General features: G+C 37.2%; 14 protein-coding genes, 6 pseudogenes, 1 riboswitch and 2 other annotated features. Of the genes and pseudogenes, 1 reads left to right on the forward strand and 19 read right to left on the reverse strand.

Annotated features, from left to right (window positions below; all coding sequences use genetic code 11):
• Positions 1-94: 94 nt before the first annotated feature.
• From JCM21714_RS12940 to JCM21714_RS12970, 6 genes and pseudogenes are all read right to left on the reverse strand, one after another.
• On the reverse strand, positions 95-1,351 hold the full coding sequence (locus JCM21714_RS12940; RefSeq protein ID WP_084040791.1) for a sensor histidine kinase: 1,257 nt from the start codon (positions 1,349-1,351) through the stop codon (positions 95-97).
• Positions 1,352-1,570: 219 nt separating this feature from the next.
• The gene (locus JCM21714_RS24315; RefSeq protein ID WP_052000632.1) at positions 1,571-2,002 is read right to left on the reverse strand and encodes a YesL family protein; all 432 of its coding nucleotides are present in this window, start codon (positions 2,000-2,002) and stop codon (positions 1,571-1,573) included.
• Between the two features lie 46 nt (positions 2,003-2,048).
• Positions 2,049-2,873: a carbohydrate ABC transporter permease gene (locus JCM21714_RS12950; RefSeq protein WP_035724903.1), complete on the reverse strand. Its 825-nt coding sequence runs from the start codon at positions 2,871-2,873 to the stop codon at positions 2,049-2,051.
• A 22-nt stretch (positions 2,874-2,895) separates the two neighbouring features.
• Positions 2,896-3,696 (reverse strand): carbohydrate ABC transporter permease, encoded by an 801-nt coding sequence (locus tag JCM21714_RS12955; RefSeq protein WP_035724904.1) that lies wholly within the window; start codon positions 3,694-3,696, stop codon positions 2,896-2,898.
• A gap of 190 nt (positions 3,697-3,886) precedes the next feature.
• Positions 3,887-5,289: pseudogene (locus JCM21714_RS24320) on the reverse strand (ABC transporter substrate-binding protein).
• 147 nt (positions 5,290-5,436) lie between these two features.
• Positions 5,437-6,741 (reverse strand): response regulator transcription factor, encoded by a 1,305-nt coding sequence (locus JCM21714_RS12970; RefSeq protein WP_035724913.1) that lies wholly within the window; start codon positions 6,739-6,741, stop codon positions 5,437-5,439.
• Between the two features lie 216 nt (positions 6,742-6,957).
• On the opposite strand from JCM21714_RS12970, the gene JCM21714_RS12975 reads away from it, so the two are divergent.
• Positions 6,958-8,580 (forward strand): ABC-F family ATP-binding cassette domain-containing protein, encoded by a 1,623-nt coding sequence (locus tag JCM21714_RS12975; RefSeq protein ID WP_035724915.1) that lies wholly within the window; start codon positions 6,958-6,960, stop codon positions 8,578-8,580.
• Between the two features lie 156 nt (positions 8,581-8,736).
• On the opposite strand, the gene trpA is transcribed toward JCM21714_RS12975, so the two are convergent.
• The 13 genes and pseudogenes from trpA to JCM21714_RS13035 form a co-directional block, all read right to left on the reverse strand.
• Complete coding sequence (trpA, locus tag JCM21714_RS12980) at positions 8,737-9,516, reverse strand: tryptophan synthase subunit alpha (protein ID WP_035724916.1); 780 nt, start codon at positions 9,514-9,516, stop codon at positions 8,737-8,739.
• Positions 9,509-10,716: pseudogene (gene trpB, locus JCM21714_RS12985) on the reverse strand (tryptophan synthase subunit beta). Before trpB ends, trpA begins: the two are co-directional and overlap by 8 nt.
• Positions 10,691-11,329 (reverse strand): phosphoribosylanthranilate isomerase, encoded by a 639-nt coding sequence (locus tag JCM21714_RS12990; protein WP_035724917.1) that lies wholly within the window; start codon positions 11,327-11,329, stop codon positions 10,691-10,693. Before JCM21714_RS12990 ends, trpB begins: the two are co-directional and overlap by 26 nt.
• Positions 11,329-12,110: pseudogene (gene trpC / locus JCM21714_RS12995) on the reverse strand (indole-3-glycerol phosphate synthase TrpC). The gene JCM21714_RS12990 and the pseudogene trpC overlap by 1 nt, the downstream one beginning before the upstream one ends.
• A gap of 1 nt (position 12,111) precedes the next feature.
• Positions 12,112-13,138, reverse strand: a pseudogene (gene trpD, locus JCM21714_RS13000) (anthranilate phosphoribosyltransferase).
• A pseudogene (locus tag JCM21714_RS13005) lies at positions 13,135-13,724 on the reverse strand (anthranilate synthase component II). The pseudogenes trpD and JCM21714_RS13005 overlap by 4 nt, the downstream one beginning before the upstream one ends.
• Positions 13,721-15,101 (reverse strand): annotated as a pseudogene (gene trpE, locus JCM21714_RS13010) (anthranilate synthase component I). The pseudogenes JCM21714_RS13005 and trpE overlap by 4 nt, the downstream one beginning before the upstream one ends.
• Before the next feature lie 76 nt (positions 15,102-15,177).
• Positions 15,178-15,405 (reverse strand) — a binding site (T-box leader).
• A 92-nt stretch (positions 15,406-15,497) separates the two neighbouring features.
• Positions 15,498-15,743, reverse strand: a binding site (T-box leader).
• An 83-nt stretch (positions 15,744-15,826) separates the two neighbouring features.
• A complete protein-coding gene (locus JCM21714_RS24325; RefSeq protein ID WP_369403594.1) occupies positions 15,827-15,892 on the reverse strand; it encodes a hypothetical protein in 66 nt (21 codons plus the stop codon).
• 46 nt (positions 15,893-15,938) lie between these two features.
• Positions 15,939-16,382, reverse strand: coding sequence for a 3-dehydroquinate synthase II domain-containing protein (locus JCM21714_RS13015; RefSeq protein ID WP_268748357.1), 444 nt, complete (start codon positions 16,380-16,382; stop codon positions 15,939-15,941).
• 275 nt (positions 16,383-16,657) lie between these two features.
• A complete protein-coding gene (locus JCM21714_RS13020) occupies positions 16,658-17,956 on the reverse strand; it encodes a Gfo/Idh/MocA family oxidoreductase (RefSeq protein ID WP_035724918.1) in 1,299 nt (432 codons plus the stop codon).
• 203 nt (positions 17,957-18,159) lie between these two features.
• Positions 18,160-18,957 (reverse strand): LysM peptidoglycan-binding and 3D domain-containing protein, encoded by a 798-nt coding sequence (locus JCM21714_RS13025; protein ID WP_035724938.1) that lies wholly within the window; start codon positions 18,955-18,957, stop codon positions 18,160-18,162.
• A gap of 273 nt (positions 18,958-19,230) precedes the next feature.
• The gene (locus tag JCM21714_RS13030) at positions 19,231-20,784 is read right to left on the reverse strand and encodes a bifunctional metallophosphatase/5'-nucleotidase (RefSeq protein WP_035724921.1); all 1,554 of its coding nucleotides are present in this window, start codon (positions 20,782-20,784) and stop codon (positions 19,231-19,233) included.
• Positions 20,785-21,101: 317 nt separating this feature from the next.
• The gene (locus JCM21714_RS13035) at positions 21,102-21,671 is read right to left on the reverse strand and encodes a nitroreductase family protein (protein ID WP_035724923.1); all 570 of its coding nucleotides are present in this window, start codon (positions 21,669-21,671) and stop codon (positions 21,102-21,104) included.
• Between the two features lie 177 nt (positions 21,672-21,848).
• A riboswitch (SAM riboswitch) is annotated at positions 21,849-21,956 on the forward strand.
• Positions 21,957-22,024 lie beyond the last annotated feature (68 nt).

Below are 22,024 nucleotides of genomic sequence, written 5' to 3' on the forward strand. Positions count from 1 at the left end.
TGGTATTGAAAATCATATCTGATTTCCTGTAATGTACAATACTGTTTTAAAGAATCTAATTCTTCCTCAATAGTGGATATATTACCTGAACGCTTTAAATTATAATATAATAGTTATTTAAAGCAGAAACCATTTTATCAATTTCTTCTTGTTTATGAATAACGGCTAACCAATGAACCGTATCTAACGTGTTCATAAGAAAATGAGGGTTGATTTGATGAAGTAATTTTTCTATTTCTAAATCTGCTCGTTTTTTTTCTTTGATTTCTACTTCTGATATTAATTCTGTAATTTGTTGCTTCATAACTTGCAGTTGATTTAAAGAATGGTCAAACTCAGGAATATTAGTCTTTTCTGACTTAAAGGTCAAATTATTATTAGAGATTGCTTCAATTTCTGAATCAAACATTCTTACAGGTTTATAGACCATTTTCCAAACTAACAGTGCAATTAACAAACTACAAACACCAAAAACAATAGCTAAAAAGACCATTTGTTTAATCCACGTATTTTTTTCCTGATCAAATTTTGCCTGAGGAATAAGAGAAACCATACTCCACCCTTTCGTATTGGTTGACTTAAACCAATAAAAGCCATTGGTGGATCCTTTAGAGGCAGTAGACGTAACTTTATAAAAGTTATGATCGACAGGATAAATGGAAGCAAGCTCACTAAATGCAATTCGTCCCTCTTCATCAAGGAGTAAATAAAAGGAATTATTCATTGATTGACTCATGTTTATAATATTTTTTGTAATACTGAAGCTGGATTCTAAATAAAGCGTGACATTTTTCTCATTAGGTAATTCAACGTCACGTATAATCGAAATAACATATTGTGTATTGAGTGGGTTATTGCTAATATGAGGACCATAATAGGAAATGTCATTATACTCCCCGATAAATGGTAATTCTTCTACCGTAAAATCCTCACGAATGAGCATATTACGATAGAGCTGTTCTCCGTTTTCGCCAATATAAACCGCCAAACCCGCCGCCGCATTCGTATAGGTTATATAATCCAGTTCTGTTTGAATTTCTTCGTTTAATGCAGTACCTTTACTTAGATCATCTGTTTCCAAATAACTATTTAAGTTCAATGCCGTATTACTAGGATAAACGAACTGTTGGGAAATCTGGGCTAAATTATCCATTGTATGGGACAATGATAGTTCTGTTTGCTTCAATGTATTAATGGCACTACTTTCTAATTTATTTTCTAAAATGGAGTATATTGCGTTATAAGATAATAACACGGAACTGATAAATGGTATAAATGCAGCAATCGAAAACAAATAAACAATTCGTTTTCGCAGTGACATCCCTCTGATAGTTTGCAACCATTTATTCACTATAACAAACCTCCATTTACCTCTCTATGACAAGCTCTTGTTTGCGTTTTAACATTACAAAAGCTTTGTGGGAACCATACATAAAAATATACACAGTAATACTGGCAAAAAAGAAAATGACAAAGCCACTATACATTAAGCCAAGTAGAACTCCTCCCCCATGCAAGCAACATTATTATAGCATAGTGAGGAAAACTTAATGAAAGATAAAAAGCATATTTATATACATCCCCCAAGTTTGACATTATAATGAGTATAGACAGGCAAAAGAAAAATAATATATATGCTTATGATCAGAAATAAAAAACTAAAAATCATTACAAAAATAGAAGAATATTGCGACTGAGAAATGACCGCTAATCTTAGCGCAAGTAAAACGGTTAAAAAGACAGGGGGGGCTGTAGACCACCCTAATATATTCGCATGTATAAAGCACTTTTTATACTCCGAAAGATATTCGCTGAAGATAGAGATAGACTTACCCTGAACCCACTGTCTGCTCACATGATAAGCCGCAACAGTTGCTGGAAAAGCTCCACATATAATCAATCCGATTAGTGTGAATATTACCCATAATATATTTAAAAAAGCAAAGCGCGCGATCCACAAAGTTATTTGATAGACCGCACCTGCTAATCCATGAAAGCCCATAATGAAATCACCTCTTTTTATTTCACGGCTCCACTTAAAATGTTATTTACAACGCGTTTTCAAAAATAATATAAAGAATAAGCAACGGTAAGATTGTCACAATCGTAAATGCCAGTACCATTGGCCAGTCTTGCATTCCCATACTATCCTTTAGCATAAATAGCTGATATGGTAATGTTCTCATTTCCTGCGATGAAGTAAACGCTAATACAAATGGAAATTCATTCCACGCCTCTCGTAATGAGAAAATACTAACGGTAATAATCGCTGGTAATGAGATAGGGATGACAACATACCAAATAATTTGCCATGGTTTTGCACCGTCTATCTGAGCTGCTTCCTCTAATGCTTTCGGAATCACTTTAAAGAAACCTGCTAATATCCATGTAGCTAACGGGATGGCAGTAGCGGTATACGTTAAAATCAAAGATAGATAACTATCTAGCATACCTAATGCTGCTATTCCAGTAAATAACGGAACAATGATACTTGCTCGCGGTATAATTCTCGGAACCAATATTATAATTAACAATATATGACGAAACCGAAACGCATATCTAGCAAAAGCATAGCCAGCTAATATGCTAATAACCACCGCAATAATGGTAGTGGTAATAGCCAAAAATACACTATTAAAGAGATACCGCCAAAAATTAGGATATTCAAAAACTCTTATATAATTATCTAAATTAAAATGATTTGGTATTAGTGTTACTGGAGTTTGATAAACTTCCATCGCATCCTTAAATGAAGCTGATACCGCCCAAACTAAAGGAGTAATTGTCCAAATTAACAAAACAAACAACGGAACCCAATACCATCTATTACTTAACCATGTTCTTATGTTATGAAATATGCTAGACGTCGCCATAGTTTATCCTCCTATACATTCTTTAATCTGAATAATTTACATTAAATACTTTCAAATAAATAACACTTGTTATGACATTGAAAAGTAAAATTATTACCATTACTGCACTACCAAGAGAATACTGTAGTTCGCCGAATGCTACTTTATACATATAAAGTGCCATCACTTCTGTAGTTCTTCCTGGACCACCGTTTGTTAAAGGTAAAATAACATCAAACATATTGAAACTAGCAAAACTTAACCAAATCAAACTAATACCCATCATTGGAGCGATTAAAGGCAGAATAATTTTTCTTAAAATGTGGAATCTATGTGCTCCGTCAATTTTTGCTGAATCAAATAATTCAGGATCAACACTTTGAATACCTGATAATAAAACTAACGTTGCAAACGGGCAAACAAACCATACATTTGCCAATATACAAATCAATAAAGCCCATAAAGGTTCAGCTAGAAAATTGATTGTATCAATACCTAATGTAGAGAGGATCATATTGATTAACCCTACATCTCCACTAAATAAAAACCGGAACATAATCGCAGTCGCAATACCTGATATTAAATATGGAACTAATGACAACGCTTTATAGAAATTCCCTGTTCTTTTGCATTTATAAAGACTTAAGGCGAAACTTAGTGCTAGTACAAGTCCTAAAACAACACTTCCAAATACAAACACTAAAGAAATAATTAAAGAGTTTAAAAAAACCTCGTCTGTAAAAAGATAAAGATAATTTTCTAAGCCAATAAATGGAGCTGCTCCAAACGAAAGTCTAATATCATATAACGACATCAATAAGCCTGCTATAATAGCATATCCCAACACCCCCTATCACAAATAGAACAGCTGGGAAAACTAATAGATATGGTATTGTTTTTTTCTTAATTTAGATTTCTTTTGAAGAACTTGATTTGTTTCCGCTCTAGTAGTCATAATATACCTCCCCCCCAAGATCATAAAATCATTAGTTTAGTAAGGAGAAGACGCCTTCTCCTTACTATCATGATTTCAATTATTCTAACTCATTAAGTTTTTCCTGAAACTCTGCAGCAATTTCTGCTGGATCTCTTTCTGTGTTTTGAAGTGCTTCTTGTTGAGCATCAACTAGGATATTCATAACCTCTCCTTGTTTAATATGTGAAGGCATAATAATTGTATTTGAGAAAGCCTCTTCAAAGTCTGCTGCCCAAGGTTTTGCTTCTACATATTCTTCACTTTGCATCACTTCGCTATTTGTTGTCGGTTGATAACGTTTTGCCACTTCACTTACAATTTCAGTATCACTAAGATATTTAAGAACCTCCATTACTGCTTCAGGATGTTCCGTCTTAGAGCTTACCATCATCGGCCAACCCCCCCAAAGTTCATGAACATTACTTTCCGCTCCTGGTCTCTTAGGTTGTGGAGCTGCAGTCCATTCTTCACCATAAGTCATTTCTTCTTGTATAAGCGGGAAAATATTATCTCCGATTGGTGCCATTGCTGCGTTTCCTCCAATAAAGCTCCGCGCATTTCACCAGAAGACCAAGATATAGCACTTGGATCTATTAGCTCCTCACGCATTAATGTTTGATAAAATTCAATCAAGTAACGACCTGCCTCTGAATCCAGTTGAGGTAACCCAGTATCTGAGTATTCGCCACCCATTGAGATAAATAAAGAACTAAACCACCATGCAGGATGTTCACGACCACCAACCAGTGCATATCCTTCATGTTCTTCCGTGTCTAAGGTTCTAGCTGCATCTAACAATTGATCATATGTCTCTGGAATTTCCAAACCTGCTTCATCAAACCAGTCCTTACGATAAACATGCCAATATGGTCCTACATGAATGCCCATACCGTAAACTTTGTCATCCCAACTAGCAATATCCCATGCTTGACCCAAGATTTTATTAAATGATTCAGGGTCATCTGTTTCCCACTGATCCACATATTCTGAAATATCCATTAAAGAACCTTGTGAAACCATAGTACCAACATTATCATGGAAGACTTGCACAATATCAGGTGCATTGCCTGCTCCTTGATTTCTCATAAAGTCTGAAACCGCCTGTTCAAGTGGGACGACATCTGCCTCCACTTTAATATCTGGATGATTTTCATGAAAACGTTCAAAATTATCTGCTGGTATAAAGTCTTCACGTCCAAACCAAACCTTTACCACCTTTTGCTCAGAATCTGCTGATGAATCATCATTATTGTTATCATCTGATGAAGAGTCATCACCACAGGCAGCTAACACTAATAAGGTTAATATGAATAATAAAGATAAACTCCACTTTCTCATTTTATTACCTCCTTCAAAAAATTTACTATAAAGTATGACTTCCGGGGATCTTACGAAAATTAAGCATTTTGAAATCTTATTTATATTCCACAATAAAGCCCCCTTGCTATTCACTCCTTTCATTTTCGTAACCGCTTTACAAGTAAAATGTTATCATGTTTAAAGCGTTTACATATTAGAGTGATTACTTAAACAAGGGGGGGGACATTTGGTTTTATATCTTTTTTTCAAATGATTATATAATTCATCTATCTAACTTAAAAAAGCCAGTTATCTATCTGCTTTTCTTTTACGAAAGGAACTTGGTAACTCACCTGTAACGGTCTTAAACAATCTACTGAAATATTTTTCATCTATATATCCAATGTGTTCCGCAATTCGCTGGATCGGTTCATTACTAGTTATTAATAGTTCCTTTGCCTTTTCCATTCGAATATCACGTAAATATTGATGGAATGGTACGCCAGTAATTTCTTTAAAACAACGATTGAAATAACTTCTGCTCATGTTTACATATTTCGCCATATACTCAGCTGTAATACTCTCCTCTAAATGATTTTGAATATATCGAATAGCTTCCCACATACTTTTCAGGATATCTGGGGGGGAGTATTGAGAATTTTGACTAAATGTAACTTGTTCTCTAAAACTGTCTAACCATTCTTCAACCTCTTCCCAATACTGAAATAAACTAGGCTCCTCCACTTTAAAGGCACTAATCCTTCCATACTTGTGGTTCCATTCTTCTATTAATTCTATAGCTAGTCCATACAGATCCTCTTTTGAGAATTTTTGTTTATACAATGTATTTAGAAACGATTTAAAGTTATCTTGATCCTTTATCCATCCAAGATTATTAATTTCCTTTCGAATATTATTAAATTGCACTGAAGTGGGGGGGTGTGCTAATTGTTCAATTTCTTCTAGAGGCATGGAATAAATCTTATCTCTCTTGTTAATCTTATAAAAAATAAAATATGCTTTATATTTTACTAATAGTTTACTTATCACTTTATAATGCAATTCCTTCAAATTATTAATGATAAGCAGATTCCATCCTGATCGTTTTTTCACCTCTTCTTTTAAAGTTTCTAGTATATGATTATTCTCCAACGGAAGACATAACCACATTTGCTCATCAATTTGTTTTATGTCACAACCTAATTTTTCATTACTCATCCAACTCTTTGAGGTGTTTTTATAAAATGCATACAAACAAAAGATCGATTCAGTAGTTATGATTTCATCAGCTACTGATTGTCTTTTTGGTAGTTCATTTTGTATTCTTCGGTGGACTCTTGCAAGTACATCTTGAAATTTTTCTTTTTCTAATTCAATTTTAGTTATAAAGTCAATTGCCCCCCCTAAACGCAGTGCCTCTTGTATATATTCAAAGTCTTGATGTAAGGTTAGGACCGCAATAAATATATGCGGATATTCTACTTTTGCAATTCGCATAAACTCTAAGCCGGACATTTTAGGCATATTTAAATCAGTGAGCACTAGATCAACATGATTATCTTTTAAGAACTCTAATGCCTTTTGGCCATTACTTGCTTCTCCTACCACTTCCATATAGAATTCATCCCATGCATCGCTGATATAAGCCCTTTCCTAACTAATTGGTCATCTTCCACAATCAGCACTCTCACAATTATCCCCCCCCTTGTGCTATTTTTTTATTACTTGTATCTATTATAACAAAATAACATTATCTTAGATAATTGACTTCCCACCAAAAATCGCTTAAGCTTACGTTATGATATGAGATAATGGAGGAATTATGAAGATATGCTACAAGCGACAAATGTAAGTTTACGTTTTGGTGACCAAAAATTGTTTGAAGATGTTAATATTAAGTTTATAGCTGGAAATTGTTACGGATTAATCGGTGCGAATGGTGCTGGTAAATCGACATTTCTTAAAATACTATCAGGTGAAATCGAACCACAAACTGGTAATATTTCTCTTGGTAAAGATGAACGGCTCGCCGTATTAAAACAGGATCACTTCGCCTTTGAAGAACATGATGTATTGACAACAGTAATAATGGGACACACTCGTCTATATGAAGTCATGCAGGAAAAAGACGTCGTTTATGCTAAAAGTGATTTCACAGAAGAAGATGGCATGCGTGCTGCTGAGCTAGAAGGGGGGGAGTTTGCCGAAATGAATGGGTGGGAAGCTGAATCAGACGCCGCTGTTTTATTAAAGGGACTTGGTATTAATGAAGCTCTGCATTCGAAAAAAATGGCCGACCTTTCAGGTTCTGAGAAGGTAAAAGTTCTATTAGCACAAGCATTGTTTGGAAATCCAGATATTTTGCTACTTGATGAGCCTACCAACCATCTGGACATTCATGCAATTCAATGGTTAGAAGAATTCCTGATTAATTTTGATAATACGGTGATTGTTGTTTCTCACGATCGTCACTTTTTGAATAAAGTATGTACACATATTGCAGACGTGGATTACGGAAAAATTGAGTTATATGTCGGAAACTATGATTTCTGGTACGAATCCAGTCAATTAGCCCTGCAGATGGCTAAAGATCAAAATAAGAAAAAAGAAGAAAAGATGAAGGAATTGCAAGACTTTATTGCAAGATTTAGTGCGAATGCATCAAAATCGAAACAAGCGACTTCTCGTAAGAAAATGTTAGAAAATATTTCATTAGATGATATAAAACCATCCTCTCGTCGCTATCCATATGTAGCGTTTCAACCAAGTCGCGAAATTGGCAATGACCTTTTGCGTGTTAATGGTCTATCTAAAACAATTGATGGTATAAAATTATTAGATAATGTAAGCTTTACATTAAATCCGTATGATAAGGTTGCTTTTGTTGGCCCACATGAACAAGCTAAATCTGTTCTATTTGATATTTTAATGGGAGAAATGGATGCTGATGAAGGAACCTATTCATGGGGGGTAACAACCACTCAATCCTACTTCCCTAAGGATAACTCCAAATTCTTTGAAGGTAACAATATGTCCTTGGTAGAATGGCTTCGTCAATATTCTCCAGATGATCAAACTGAAACTTTTTTACGTGGTTTCCTTGGCCGTATGTTATTTTCTGGCGAAGAGGCATTAAAGAAAGCCAGCGTCTTATCTGGTGGAGAAAAGGTTCGCTGTATGCTGTCAAAAATGATGTTAAGTAATGCGAATGTATTAGTACTTGAAGAACCTACGAATCACTTAGATTTAGAGTCAATTACTTCTGTTAATAACGGATTAATTAAGTTTAAAGGTTCGATTTTATTCACATCACACGATCACCAGTTTGTGAATAGTATTGCAAATCGACTTATCGAAATTACGCCAAAGGGAATAGTCGATAAAGAAGTTAGTTATGATGAGTATGTGGCAGATCGAAAATTACAAAAACAAATTTCTGCAATGTATGCATAATGTATGGAAGCTACCTTTATTGAGGTAGCTTTTTTTATAAGAATAATACACAAAAATTAAGTTATATATATATCCAATTGTGAAGTTTATTTGCATCTTCCGGAATTTATTTGCATAAAAAAGCGCTTGAGAGTAAACCACTCTCAAGCGACTTTTTTATTGGCGGGCGGATGCAATTAATTCCTTAATTATATTCCGGTCTCCTTTATGCAATGCATCGACAATTTTACTTCCAACTATCACTCCATCGCAGTGTTCTGTTAGTGAACGTACATGATTCGGGGTTGAGACACCAAATCCTGCTAGTACGGGAACATTACTTTTTTCTTTTAAAGAAGCTAAATATGTACCCAGGTTCTCTTGGAATGATGCACGTGCACCGGTCGTTCCTGTTACGGTTACAGCATATAGAAAGCCTTCTGTTCGTTTTGCGATTTCTGTTATACGTTCTTCGGTACTTGTCAGTGCAGCCAGGCGAATCAATGCTATCTCATTCTTTTGTAATGTCGGAACAATGATTCCTTCTTCCTCTAATGGCAAATCGGGAATAATTAATCCGTCTACTCCAGCTTCCTTACAACTTTCAGCGAATGCTTCCACACCATACGTATGAATCGGATTAATGTATGTCATTAAAACAATAGGAATCGTACGCCTATCTTTGTTCTCCTTCAGCTTTTCTAAGACAGCACGTAATGAAACCCCCCCATTTGCCAGTGCCCGAAGTCCTGCTTCCTGAATCGTTGGCCCATCTGCCACGGGATCAGAAAAAGCTATTCCCAGTTCTACAACAGTGGCTCCCGCTTCTGCCAAAAAGGTTAACTGCTCATCTAATTGATCCAATCCGCCATCACCAGCCATGATATATGGAACAAAGGCTTTATCGCCTCGTTCTAATACTTCACGGAATGCCTGATCTAATTTTGCTTTACCCATTCACTTCACCGCCTAATGCATCTCGTACCGATTCCACATCTTTATCACCACGACCGGATAAACAGATGACCATTATTTCATCTTCTTTCATTTCTTTTGCTAATTTCGTTGCATATGCTATAGCATGTGCGCTTTCAAGGGCAGGAATAATTCCTTCCACTCTTGATAATTCCTGTAACCCTGTTAACGCCTCTTCATCGGTAATATTGACATATTTAACACGGCCGATATCACGAAGATGGCTATGCTCAGGTCCTACACCAGGGTAATCCAAACCTGCTGATATCGAGTGGGCTTCTTGAATTTGTCCATTGTCATCTTGTAAAAGGTAGGTCATCGTACCATGGAGAACTCCTTTTTTCCATAACTTAGGGTCACAGCATGCTGGTTGGTATCGACACCTTTTCCGCCTGCTTCTACTCCATATAACCGCACGTCTTCATCTTCCACAAACGGATAAAACATTCCCATTGAGTTGCTGCCGCCACCGATACAAGCAACGACTGCATCTGGTAAACGACCTTCTTTCTGCTGTATTTGTTTTTTTGTTTCAGAACCAATCATACTTTGGAAATCCCGGACAATTTGCGGGAATGGATGTGGTCCGACAACAGAACCGATGATATAATGTGTATCCCCCCCTACATGACTTACCCAATAACGCAATGCTTCGTTAACAGCATCTTTTAATGTTCCACTTCCCTGATCGACACTTTCCACCCGTGCACCTAATAATTCCATACGGAAAACGTTTAGTTTTTGACGACGGACATCTTCTTTGCCCATGAAAATAACACATTCCAATCCGAGCAAGGCACAAACGGTTGCTGTAGCCACACCATGTTGGCCCGCACCGGTTTCTGCTACTACCTTTTTCTTGCCCATACGGACGGTAAGCAATGCCTGACCTAAGGCATTGTTAATTTTGTGTGCGCCTGTATGATTCAAATCTTCCCGTTTTAAATATATCCGTGGTCCACCTAATTTTTTTGAGAAACGTTCCGCATAATAAAGTGGTGTTTCCCGTCCGACATATTCTTTTAAATAATAATCAAATTCCGTTAAAAAGTCTTCATCTTGAATAGCATCTTTATAGGCTTTTTCTAATTCCAACACGGCTGGCATCAGTGTTTCTGGCACAAAACGTCCACCATATTCTCCGTAATGCCCGGTTTCATCTGGTTGTTGATATCTTGCCATTGCTATCACCTTTCTTTGCTGCATATAAAAATGCTTGTATTTTTTCTAAATCTTTTTCACCATCTGTCTCCACACCACTAGAGACATCGACACCTGCAGGAGCTACTTCCGCGATTGCTTTCTGAATATTATCTGCACGCAAGCCACCAGCAAGCAGGATTTTTTTTGATAAAAAGTCATATTCTTTTACTATCGACCAGTCAAACGTTTCTCCGCTTCCTCCGCGATATTTACCTGCGGGGCTATCTAATAAATAGTAGGCACAATCATAGGCAGAGATTTTATCAAGATCACTTGCCTCTTTCACTTCAAATGCCTTGATCACCGGCAAGCCTAGTTCCTTGCAAAATTCTGGTGTTTCATCCCCGTGCAGCTGAATATAATCCAATCCTACCTCACGAGCAATAGCTTGAATGTTCTCGCTGGTTTCATTGACAAAAACGCCAACTTTTTTGACATGGTCTGGCACGTATTGAGCTAACTTTGTTGCTTCGTCCTTCGTCACTCTTCGCTTGCTTTTGGCAAATACAAAGCCGATAAAATCTGCTCCGTTATTTGCGGCAGCTTCTATAGCCTCTTTATTTTTTAATCCACAAATTTTTACCTGAACCATTATGATTCTCCTAACGGCACTCTTAAAATATCAAAGGTTTCCTTCAAATTAACCGAGCGCATCATGGTTTCTCCGACAAGGATTCCTTTTGCCCCTGCCTTCTGTACTCTTTCGACATCCGCTCTTTCCTTCATACCACTTTCACTAATTAAAAGGGTTTTGGTGGTATCAATTTTAGCGGCAAGATGCTCCGTGATAGCTAAGTCCACTTCAAAGCTTTTAAGATCACGGTTGTTAACCCCGATGATCGTTGCCCCAATTCGTTGAGCAACTGCTAATTCTTCTTCGTTATGCACTTCAAACAAAATTTCTAAACCTTTATCAGAAGCATATTTATATAGTTCCCTTAACTTTTTTTCCGGCAGTGCCGCAGCAATTAACAGAATCAGGTTCGCTCCAGCATCATATGCCCGTTCAATTTGAATTTTGTCGATGATAAAGTCTTTGTTCAATACTGGTATGTCGACTATTTCCCTGACAGCTTGCATATCCTCTATTTTCCCCTGAAAAAAGGATAGTCGGTTAAGACGGAAATGGCTCCTGCGCCACACTTCTCATATATTTTACCTTGTTCGGCTGGTTCTACTCCATCATTTATTAACCCTTTTGATGGGGAGGCACGCTTCATCTCGGCAATAATATTCATCTTATCAGCTTTCATAAATGTGTCATATAGCGAGATATTTACTCGTTTCGTTTGAATCGAGCCAGGCTGATATTGTTCCTTTAACGTTAATACTTCTTTTTTCTTTTCGGCTAAAATTTTATCCAGAATTGTCATGTTACACCTCTTGCTTCATTTTATTGCTTATCGTAATAAGGTTGTCTAATTTTGCTAATGCCGCACCGGAGTCAATTGACTCAAGCGCTAATTCGACCCCCCCTTTTTGCACAGTATCTGCTTTGCCATTAGCAAAATGCCTAACCCTGCATTTAATAAAACCGTGTCACGATGCGGACCTTTCTTTCCTTCTAATACGTTGCGCAAAATCTCGGCATTTTCCTTGGAGTCGCCACCTCTAATTAACTCATTTTCTACAACCGGCAAGTTAACCTCTTCAGGATGTAGGGTGAATTTCATAATGTCGCCACGATCTAATAATACCAAATGATTCTCTCCAGCTAAAGAGCTTCGTCCATATATCCGGCGCCATTGACAATCAATGCTCGCTTTCGCCCTAATTTATGCAAAACACTTGCCATTGTTTCTAATGAATCACGACGATAGGTCCCCATCAATTGTGAGGTTAACTGGACAGGATTTGTTAATGGTCCAATTACATTAAAGATAGTCGGCACACTTAATTCTTTTCTCACCTTCATTACGCGCTTCATGACTGGATGAACATTTGGTGCAAACAAAAAGGCAATACCGTTCTGTTTTAAAATTTCATATGTTTCAGGACGAGTGAATTCTAACGGAACACCAAGATGTTCTAATACATCCGCACTACCTGTTTTACTCGAAATACTGCGATTTCCATGTTTTGCTACAGTAATACCCGCACCAGCAATCACAAAAGCAGACGTTGTACTGACATTAAAGCTTTGCGAGTCATCTCCTCCCGTCCCACAGTTATCCATGGCATCTGTTAGATCATCAGGCAATGCCAGTGGCGATATTTTTAACAATACGTTAACAAGTCCGGTAATTTCATCAACGGTTTCTCCCTTGGTCTTTAGTGCTGACAAAAATGCGCCAATCGCAATATCACTTGTTTCTTCTGCAAAAATCATTCTTGCTGCTTCTTCCATTTCCGTTAAGGTTAAATTCTCTTTTTCCATGACTTTTTTTAAAAATGTTTTCATGCTTTTTGCCCCCCCTTTCTGATCGCTTCAAAGAAATTGTTCAATAATTGTTTTCCTTTTCGAGTTCCGATGGATTCTGGATGGAATTGCAGGCCGTAAACTGGTAAATACGTATGTTTTACAGCCATAATTTCAAGGTCATCCATTGCTGTAGCTGTTACCAACAGCGGGTCGGGAATTGTGTTCTTATCAATGACAAGTGAGTGGTAACGCATGACTTCTAATGGTTGTTCCAAATAGTTAAAAATCTCATCATTTTGATGACGGATCATCGATGTTTTGCCGTGTTTAATCTGTTTTGCATGGGCAACTGTTGCTCCATATGCGGCACCAATTGCCTGATGACCGAGGCAAATCCCTAATATCGGAAATTCACTTGCCAAGTGTTTGACTACATCGACGCAAATCCCTGCCTCATCAGGCGTTCCCGGTCCTGGTGAAAGAATAATTGCTTCAGGAGCTCTTTGTCTAATCTCATCTAATGTAATTTTATCATTCTAACGACCTCGACTTGCTTTCCTAGCTCAGAAATGTATTGAAATAAGTTATAGGTGAACGAATCATAATTATCGATTAAGAGAATCATTTTTTACTAACCTCCAATAGCGATTTCGCTTTATTTAACGTTTCCTGGTATTCTGATTCCGGATCTGAGTCATAGACAATGCCTGCTCCTGCCTGCACGTATGCGGTTTGGCCTTTAATCACCATCGTTCGGATCGCAAGCGCTAAATCAAGATCCCCCCGTTCATATTAATGTAACCTACTGCACCTGCATAAACACCACGCTTCTTGTCTTCAAGGTCATTTATAATCTGCATGGCACGGATTTTTGGTGCACCTGAAACCGTTCCTGCTGGTAAGGTGGACACTAATGCATCTAATCCTGTATAATCTTTCGTTAATTCTCCATGCACCTCGGAAACAATGTGCATCACATGCTGATATCGTTCAATCGTCATATATTTTGGAATCGTAATCGAGCCAATCTCACAGACACGTCCTAAATCATTACGACTTAAATCAACTAACATTTTGTGTTCTGCTAACTCCTTTTCATCCGCTAATAACTCACTTGCAAGCTGCTGATCTATCGCTTCTGTCATGCCTCTTGGTCTCGTACCTGCAATCGGGTTTGTCACAACATGACTGCCAGTGGTTTTAATTAAACTTTCCGGTGAAGCACCTACCACAATGTAATCGTCAAAGTCGATAAAATACATGTATGGTGACGGATTTGCCACTCTCAATCTGCGGTAAAAGGTGAATGGATCTGCATCAAAACTTGCTTTCATTCGTTGTGATAAGACAACTTGAAAAATGTCGCCATCGATAATATGTTGTTTTGCCGTTTCCACCATATTGAGGAAATTTTCCTTCTCAATTGAAGGTGAAAAGCTGACATCTAATTCTTCATTTGACATCGTTGTTTCTGGTGTCCAAATTTGCTTTTGAAGCTGATATAAATCAGTTTCTAATGTATCATCATCTCTGGTCCCGTCTAAATTGATGGTCATCATCGTGATTTTTTGATTCATATGATCAAACACGATGACATCCTGGTAAAACATCATATGGACCTCTGGCATATCAATCTCATCTTCTAGCTGATCACCAATGTATTCATACTGTCGAATGGCGTCATACCCAATGTAACCTATCGCTCCACCATAAAAAGCATATGGTAATGGCAATGCTTCATTAGGAATAAGTGCTTTCACGATTTCCAGTGGTTTTTTTGCACCGTTTCGTTGGTTCCAGTGCTATGATTAATAATTTTTGTTTCTATTTCCGTTCCGATGATTTCCTTATATGGATTTAGTCCGATAAACGAAAATCTGCCCTTTTCTCCATGACTGACAGAGCTTTCTAATAAGAACTTCCTTTTGCCTTGAATTCTATTAAATACGGATATTGGTGTAATAGTATCTCCATTTAATGCCTTGCTTTTATAATTGACCATGTATTTCGACTCCTTTTAAAACGATTTTTTTATTAAAAACGATGAAAAACCGTCCCTATACATATATCGTAATATATATAGGGACGGTTGGTTTACCGCGGTGCCACCTCTATTTGAAGGACTATTTCTTTAATAGTCTTCCGCTTGATTGATCCGCTAACGAGGATAAGTCGTTGCTCTGTACTATTCATTCCAGAGCACTCTCAAAGGTCCATTCCAATTTCCGTGTATACCGGGTTCGCAGCTTCTCCGGTTCTCTGTTATACAGGGGGGCAATTGTACTAATCCTTCTCATTGATTTTTTTATACGTCTCTTTTAGTAATTTAGCAGCCATTTTTTCAAAGTTACTCGTCACTTCGAATACTTTCATATATATAAAAAGGGTTTCCACATCCGAAAAGGACGAGGAAACCCGTGGTACCACCTTTGTTAGCTGTTGAAACAGCTCTCTTGTCGCATCAAGTATTGTTCACTTAACACGATCCGTTTGCAACGAGTGGATCTCTCGCCAAAGCCTACTGGATAAACGTTCGGTTTGGGGGCTCAGAAGTCCATTCACTTATGTTGCACACTGATTCACACCAACCATCAGCTCTCTTTTGTGCGGAAAATAAGTTACTTCTCTTCTTCAATGCCATATTATTTAAATGTTGTTACTATCATAGTACGCTCGCTCTCTTTTGTCAATAAATTTCAATTAAGTTTTCCGAAAATTCTTAAATCACTAATATTCAATTATTTCCTCCTCTATTTTTTCGCCCAGATGACGACCTGGTTGATCGACCTGCACCAAAACACGATCCCCCCCTTCTACCAGTGATATCGCTTGTTTTTCCTTATGCTCTGGGGGTTAAAAGGTGGACACTATCTGCTTCCTGGAGGGTTGCAGATACTTCGTTATTTGCTACTCGTGTAACCACCCGCATTAACGGGCGCTTCTCGATTTTCACTCTTCCGAGCGCAACCTGGCGGGTTCCCCCCCCTTTTCCATTAATCACCGTTAACTTGTCACCTGGTTTTAATTCCGCTAAATAGGCTGTCTTTCCTTCTTCTCTTACTACATAATGATGAATGGCACCACTATTTATTCGAAAAGGTCTTGCGGGATACGTATCTGTGGTACGATTTTCCGCTAAAACAAATAGATAACCATGTCCAGTATTTCCTAATAATATTCCCTCTGTAGGCTCGAGATGGTCGACAAAATCCAGGCAAACTCTTGATCCTTCTCCAATCGATTCTATCCTGATTACTGCTGCTTCCTGCAAGTTAGTTTCCACATGTTTACCTCCGTTCCTTCCTTTATGTTATTTTACACAGAAATTACATAGTTATGATTACGAATATAATATACAATATAAGTTGGATTTACAAACAGGAGGGTTAACCTATGAGAAAGTTATTAGTAATAGTATTTCTTCTGTTAATCACCGGCTTCACTCTGTTTGGTTATACAAGTAGTAGTCACTCCGCAAAAAATGATATAATCAAAATGGAGCAAGAATAATAGAAGAAATATAAAAGCTGTTGAGCCTGCACTCAACAGCTTTTATTCTTATTTACGTTTTAAGTCCACTAATTCGTCTACTTTTACTGCTTGACCGGTTGCTAAAGACTTATTACCTGCAATCCCAGTTAATATCGAAACAGCACCATCGATATGGGAAGCTGCACGTTTAAATTCATCCTCTGCAGGTACTCCAAATAAATCATTTAATAAGTCAGGATCACCACCGCCATGGCCTCCTTCTTTTGCTTCTACTTCTACTTCGTAAGGTTCGCCAAACATCGGTAATACACGAATGGTCTTTTCGTCTAATTTACCTTCGTCGCTTTTTTCTCCACCTGAATTAATGTAGGATTGTTCACGAACCTGAACTTCAATTCGCCCTTTCGTTCCATTAAACGCAATTTGGAATCCTTCCCATGGCAGATATGCATTTAAGGAATATGTTAAAATGGCTTTGTTTTTATAGGTGACATTAACACCTAGTGTATCCTCTATGCTAATCCCATCACTGAACACACTTTGATCACGATGGTATCCATCTTCTTTTTCGGCATCAAGATACAACGATTTCAGGTGATCATTTGCTTCTAGATCAATAGCAAAGGGATCCTCCTTTGCATAATCGCTACCATACGCCCGTTCATAAAAGTCGGTAACCCCCCCGCGTTCCTCAGCGTTTTCTCTGCCATAAAAGCGAAGACCACCTGTCGCATACACAACATCCGGCTCTGTATCCAGCCAAAAATTAACCAAATCAAAATGATGGGTTGATTTATGCACTAACAAACCACCGCTGTTTCGTTTATCACGATGCCAACGTCGGAAATAATCTGCCCCCCCATGCTGTGTGTCTAATGCCCATTCAAAATGAACAGAATTGACCTGGCCAATCACACCATCACGAATCAGTTCCCGGATTTTTGTATTATGTGGTGCATAGCGATAATTAAAGGTTACACGAACACTTTGACCAGTTCTTTCAATCGCATCAATAATTGCTTGTGTTTTTTCGGCATCTATTGTCATCGGTTTTTCAGTAATGACATCACACCCTAGTTCCATTGCTCGAATAATGTAACGATGATGGGTGCGATCCACAGAGGTTACGATTACAATATCTGGTTTCTCTGTTTCTATCATTTCATCAAAGCGGTCTGCTGTATAGGTATTGATCGCCGCTACACCATATTTATCTTGTAACAATTTATTGGCATAATCTAGTCTTATCTGATTTATATCAGAAAAAGCAACCAATTCACACGTTTCCTGAAAATCGCTCACTATCGCGCCATAATAAAATTCTGCACGTCCACCGGTTCCAATCAGCACATATTTCTTCTTCAATTTCAACACCCCCTAGTCAGTTTTGTAATCGCTAACAAATCAAAATAACAACGTTGTTAAAATTATAAAATACTTTACTCCAAATAGCAACTCTTATTCTATAATTTCAGTTTTTACTATTTAATAATAATAAATAGAATTTCTTCATAAAAAGAAAAAAACCCTCTCGTTAGTTACAAGAGGGTTCTACTATACTCACATTATTAATTTAGAATAGTAACATTCACTGTTCTAACGCCCCCCCAAGAATATGCTTCATCTTTCGTAGGAACGTGAAGATCAATTTTGTTACCATTGATAGCTCCACCTGTATCTCCAGCAATCGCTTCTCCATAACCTTCTACATGTACTCTAGTTCCTAGTGGAATAACATTAGGATCAACAGCAATAACTTTCATGTTAGGGTTTTCTAACAAATTAATACCTGTTGCTGTTATTCCAGAGCATCCATTACATTTTGCAGTATAGGCTGTTGCAGTCATTGTAAGAGTTTCACCATTTTGACTGGAAGCAGCTTGTTTGGTTTCTTGCTTTTTCTCTGCTATTGGTTGAGCTGCTGCTTGTTTCGCTACTTTTGGTTCGGAAGCTTTAGGAGTTTCTTTTTGATTCTCCGCTTTCCCCTCTGCTTGTTGTTCTTCTTTACCTTTATCTTGTTGTTTGATCGTTAATCTTTCCCCAATGATTATTAAATCTGTTTCAAGGTTATTCCAATCTTTCAAATCACCTACTGTGACTTTATGTTCTTTAGCTATTTTGCTTAAAGAATCTCCTCTTTCTACAATGTAAGTAATCTCTTTATCTATCTGCAAAATCTGGTTTGTTTGAATAACATCTGAAACTAGCTCGTTAATTTCCTTTAATTCCGCAACTGATGTGTTATGTTCTTCGGCGATTTTCCACAAGCTATCTCCTTTTTCTACTTCATATTCCGCTGCCGAAAGTGGTAGCACAATAAAGAAGCTAGTTGCAACAAAACCTACTGACACTAAAAATTTTCTCATCAATGTTGCCTCCTTTCGTGTTGACAAGGACCAATATAACATAGAATAATGCCCCCTGTGGTTACAGTGAAATTAAGAGTCTGTAACAAACATTACTATATTACAAAGGCTTGTCACATTTGTCATTATGGGGGGGCAACATTAATTGATTTTATACATACAACTGTAATATTTTCTATAAAAATACCATCATTTATGCTAACTAACATCCATTACTCTAGTTTTTTAAATTGATTTTCAGATAGAAATATAGAAATGCAAGCTTTAATATTATTAGTTTGATGTTAAGATTTTAAAGTGCGTTATATGTTCAGCCTCAAGTGTTTCTCGCTTTAAGAGATCATTTGAAATTAGTTCTGTCATGTCAATAGGAACGTCCTGGACGATTCTTTTGCCACTAATCATATGATAATCGCCACCACCACTGGCACGGTAATTATTCATTACAACCTGATACTTTTGTTCTGGATTGAGAGGTTTCCCATGATAATTAAGGGTTGTAACACGTTCTCCAACAGGATTAGAGACATTGATTTCGTAATAAATGCCTTGCCACATATCATAATTATAAGGTTGTGGTTTTGGTGTTACAAAGCTAGGATTCACTACTAATTGATCATTCTCTACTTGAAAATAACCTGCCGATTTTTCTAACGCTGATTTAATATCATGACCACTTACTTCCACCACTTTTAATGTGTTAGGGAAAATATAGTTTGCTACTATATCTCTCATTGTTACTTGGTTTGGAAAGCCTGGAGACTTGTCATGGAATAATGCTGTACAGGATATATCAACCCCCCCGGTTATGTTCATCTGTAATTGATTAATGTAGTGAATGAAGGGATGACCATATCTTCGAACCGCCACTGGATCTGTTATGGTCATATCGCCTTTTACCATTGTAATCGTCTGATCAAGAAATTGTTGAACGTGGCTCTCATCTTCTCGGACCAGTTCTACTATTTTCATATCTGGTTTTGTTTCATCTTCCACATAGTGCAATATAGATTGAATCGACTGAATTTTTTCATCAAAGTCAATTTTTATCTCAGCGATGGCTTGACCATTACTTCCAGATTGGACGATGGCAACTCCGTTAATTTCACCGGTCAAAAATCGGTGCTGGTGCCCTGTGAGTATTAAATCAATTCCTGCTACTTCCTGGCAAAGTTGATATGCTTGATTTTCTCCTGTTAAATTTTCAGTAGGTTCTCCTGTTTCCAGATCTCGCTCCAATCCACCATGATAACAGACAATCATTATATCGGGTTTTTCCAATTCGTGAATTAAGGGAACCCATTTCTTGGTTGACTCGACGACATCTTCAAAATGCAAGTCTTTAATATGGTTCGGGTCTTCCCAATTTGGTATATAATGAGTAGTCATTCCTAATACTGCTATTCGAATGCCTGCTATTTCCTTGATTACATATGGTTTTCCTAAAAAAGGTTCGTTATCTGTCTTATTGACAATGTTCGCTGATAACCAGGGATGATTTGACTCTTCAACTGCTCGATGCAGATAATCCATTCCGTAATTAAATTCATGGTTACCAATCACTCCTATGTCATACTGCAATTGATTGGCTACTTTTATCATTGGATTTTTTTGATCAGTAGCCTTTTTAGCAAAATAGTAGGTAAGTGGACTTCCCTGAATAAAATCGCCATTATCTATAAGCAATGTTTCACTATCTCTTTTAATCTCATCCAGGATGGAAGCTATTTTCGCTAACCCAAAATTTTCTTCCGCTTTATCACGATAATTGGTCGGCATGATATAACCATGAATATCACTTGTGAAACATATGGATATGGTTTTCATTTTACATCCCCCTTTTATTGTTTCTACTTATCATTATAAAGGTTTTTTCTTGTGAAGGAAAAACTTTACAAGATCTTTACTTAGAATTAACCTCTAGTTTTCATTCATTTGCTATAGTTAAGGTGTTCCAAGTTGAGCAATGCTGCAAAGATTGCTTTCTCACAAAATGATAGCCCCTTTTTCTTTTGCCGGCGAATATCTTCGTCGGCAATTTTTTATGGTCTTTGAAAACCCCCCCCGGCATATCCAGAGGTTTTCAAAGACCATAATAAAAGAGAATCGTGTTTTCTAACCCGATTCTCTAATTCTTAGACTATTTAGTTAATAATGGTTATTCTTTCTTTTGCTGACTCTCTTGGTATTGGGGGGGATTGTGATTTGGCAGGATAACCTACTTGTATTTGACCTACGATTCTTTCGTTTTCCTGTAATCCAATTAATTCTGCTGTCTCTTCACAGAAGGCTAATTTCCCTGACTTCCAAAAGGCACTTAAGCCTTGTTCCCATGCAAGCAAGTTGAAATTCTGAATAACACAACTAGTAGCTGCATAATCTTCTTCTCTTAACTTTTCTTGCGGATGCAAACGATTAATAACAAAAAAGATAAAAGGGATCTCCATTATTTTTTTATAGGCATTATTACCTATAATTTTCAACGCATCATCTGTTTCAACATTACTTATTGACAACGTTATTTGTTTATTAATTTCTGCCAGTTTCTTTTTCGCGTCTCCTTGAATAAATACAAAACGCCATGGCTCCGTTATTTTATGATTTGGTACCCAAATTGCTATATCTAATAAATCCTTTATTAACTCAATGGAAACCTGCTTATCCTGATAAGAAGCAATCGAGCGCCGTTCTTTAATAAGTTGTTGCAAATTCATGAGGATTCCCCCCTTTTTCATAATTGATAATCATTTTCAACTACTTTTATCATATCACATCCATAAAAGCTGTCAAGAAGATCAGATAGGTATATTTGATTAATTACAACTTTACCCCCTTGTAATAATTGGATTATTGATGTAGTATACATACAACGCTACTAATTAAATATTTGATTCTTATCCAGAGAGGTGGAGGGGCTGGCCCTTTGAGACCTCAGCAACCGTCTAAAAAGACAAGGTGCTAATTCCAGCAAGCATGTAAATATGCTTGGAAGATGAGAGATTTTTGCTGTTTTTTCTCCGTCTTTCATTAGACGGAGATTTTTTATTTTACAAAGAAATGGGGTGAA

Origin of the sequence: Gracilibacillus boraciitolerans JCM 21714, from assembly GCF_000521485.1 — a bacterium.
In the GTDB taxonomy this organism is placed as follows: domain Bacteria; phylum Bacillota; class Bacilli; order Bacillales; family Amphibacillaceae; genus Gracilibacillus; species Gracilibacillus boraciitolerans.

Coding starts and splice junctions, on each gene's coding strand:
- JCM21714_RS12970 (WP_035724913.1), bottom strand. CDS start 6,741: ATGGAAGTGGTAGGAGAAGCAAGTAATGGCCAAAAGGCATTAGAGTTC.
- trpA (WP_035724916.1), bottom strand. CDS start 9,516: ATGGGTAAAGCAAAATTAGATCAGGCATTCCGTGAAGTATTAGAACGA.
- JCM21714_RS12990 (WP_035724917.1), bottom strand. CDS start 11,329: ATGGTTCAGGTAAAAATTTGTGGATTAAAAAATAAAGAGGCTATAGAA.
- JCM21714_RS13035 (WP_035724923.1), bottom strand. CDS start 21,671: ATGAATTTGCAACAACTTATTAAAGAACGGCGCTCGATTGCTTCTTAT.
- JCM21714_RS24315 (WP_052000632.1), bottom strand. CDS start 2,002: ATGGGCTTTCATGGATTAGCAGGTGCGGTCTATCAAATAACTTTGTGG.
- JCM21714_RS13030 (WP_035724921.1), bottom strand. CDS start 20,784: ATGAAAACCATATCCATATGTTTCACAAGTGATATTCATGGTTATATC.
- JCM21714_RS12950 (WP_035724903.1), bottom strand. CDS start 2,873: ATGGCGACGTCTAGCATATTTCATAACATAAGAACATGGTTAAGTAAT.
- JCM21714_RS12975 (WP_035724915.1), top strand. CDS start 6,958: ATGCTACAAGCGACAAATGTAAGTTTACGTTTTGGTGACCAAAAATTG.
- JCM21714_RS13025 (WP_035724938.1), bottom strand. CDS start 18,957: ATGAGAAAATTTTTAGTGTCAGTAGGTTTTGTTGCAACTAGCTTCTTT.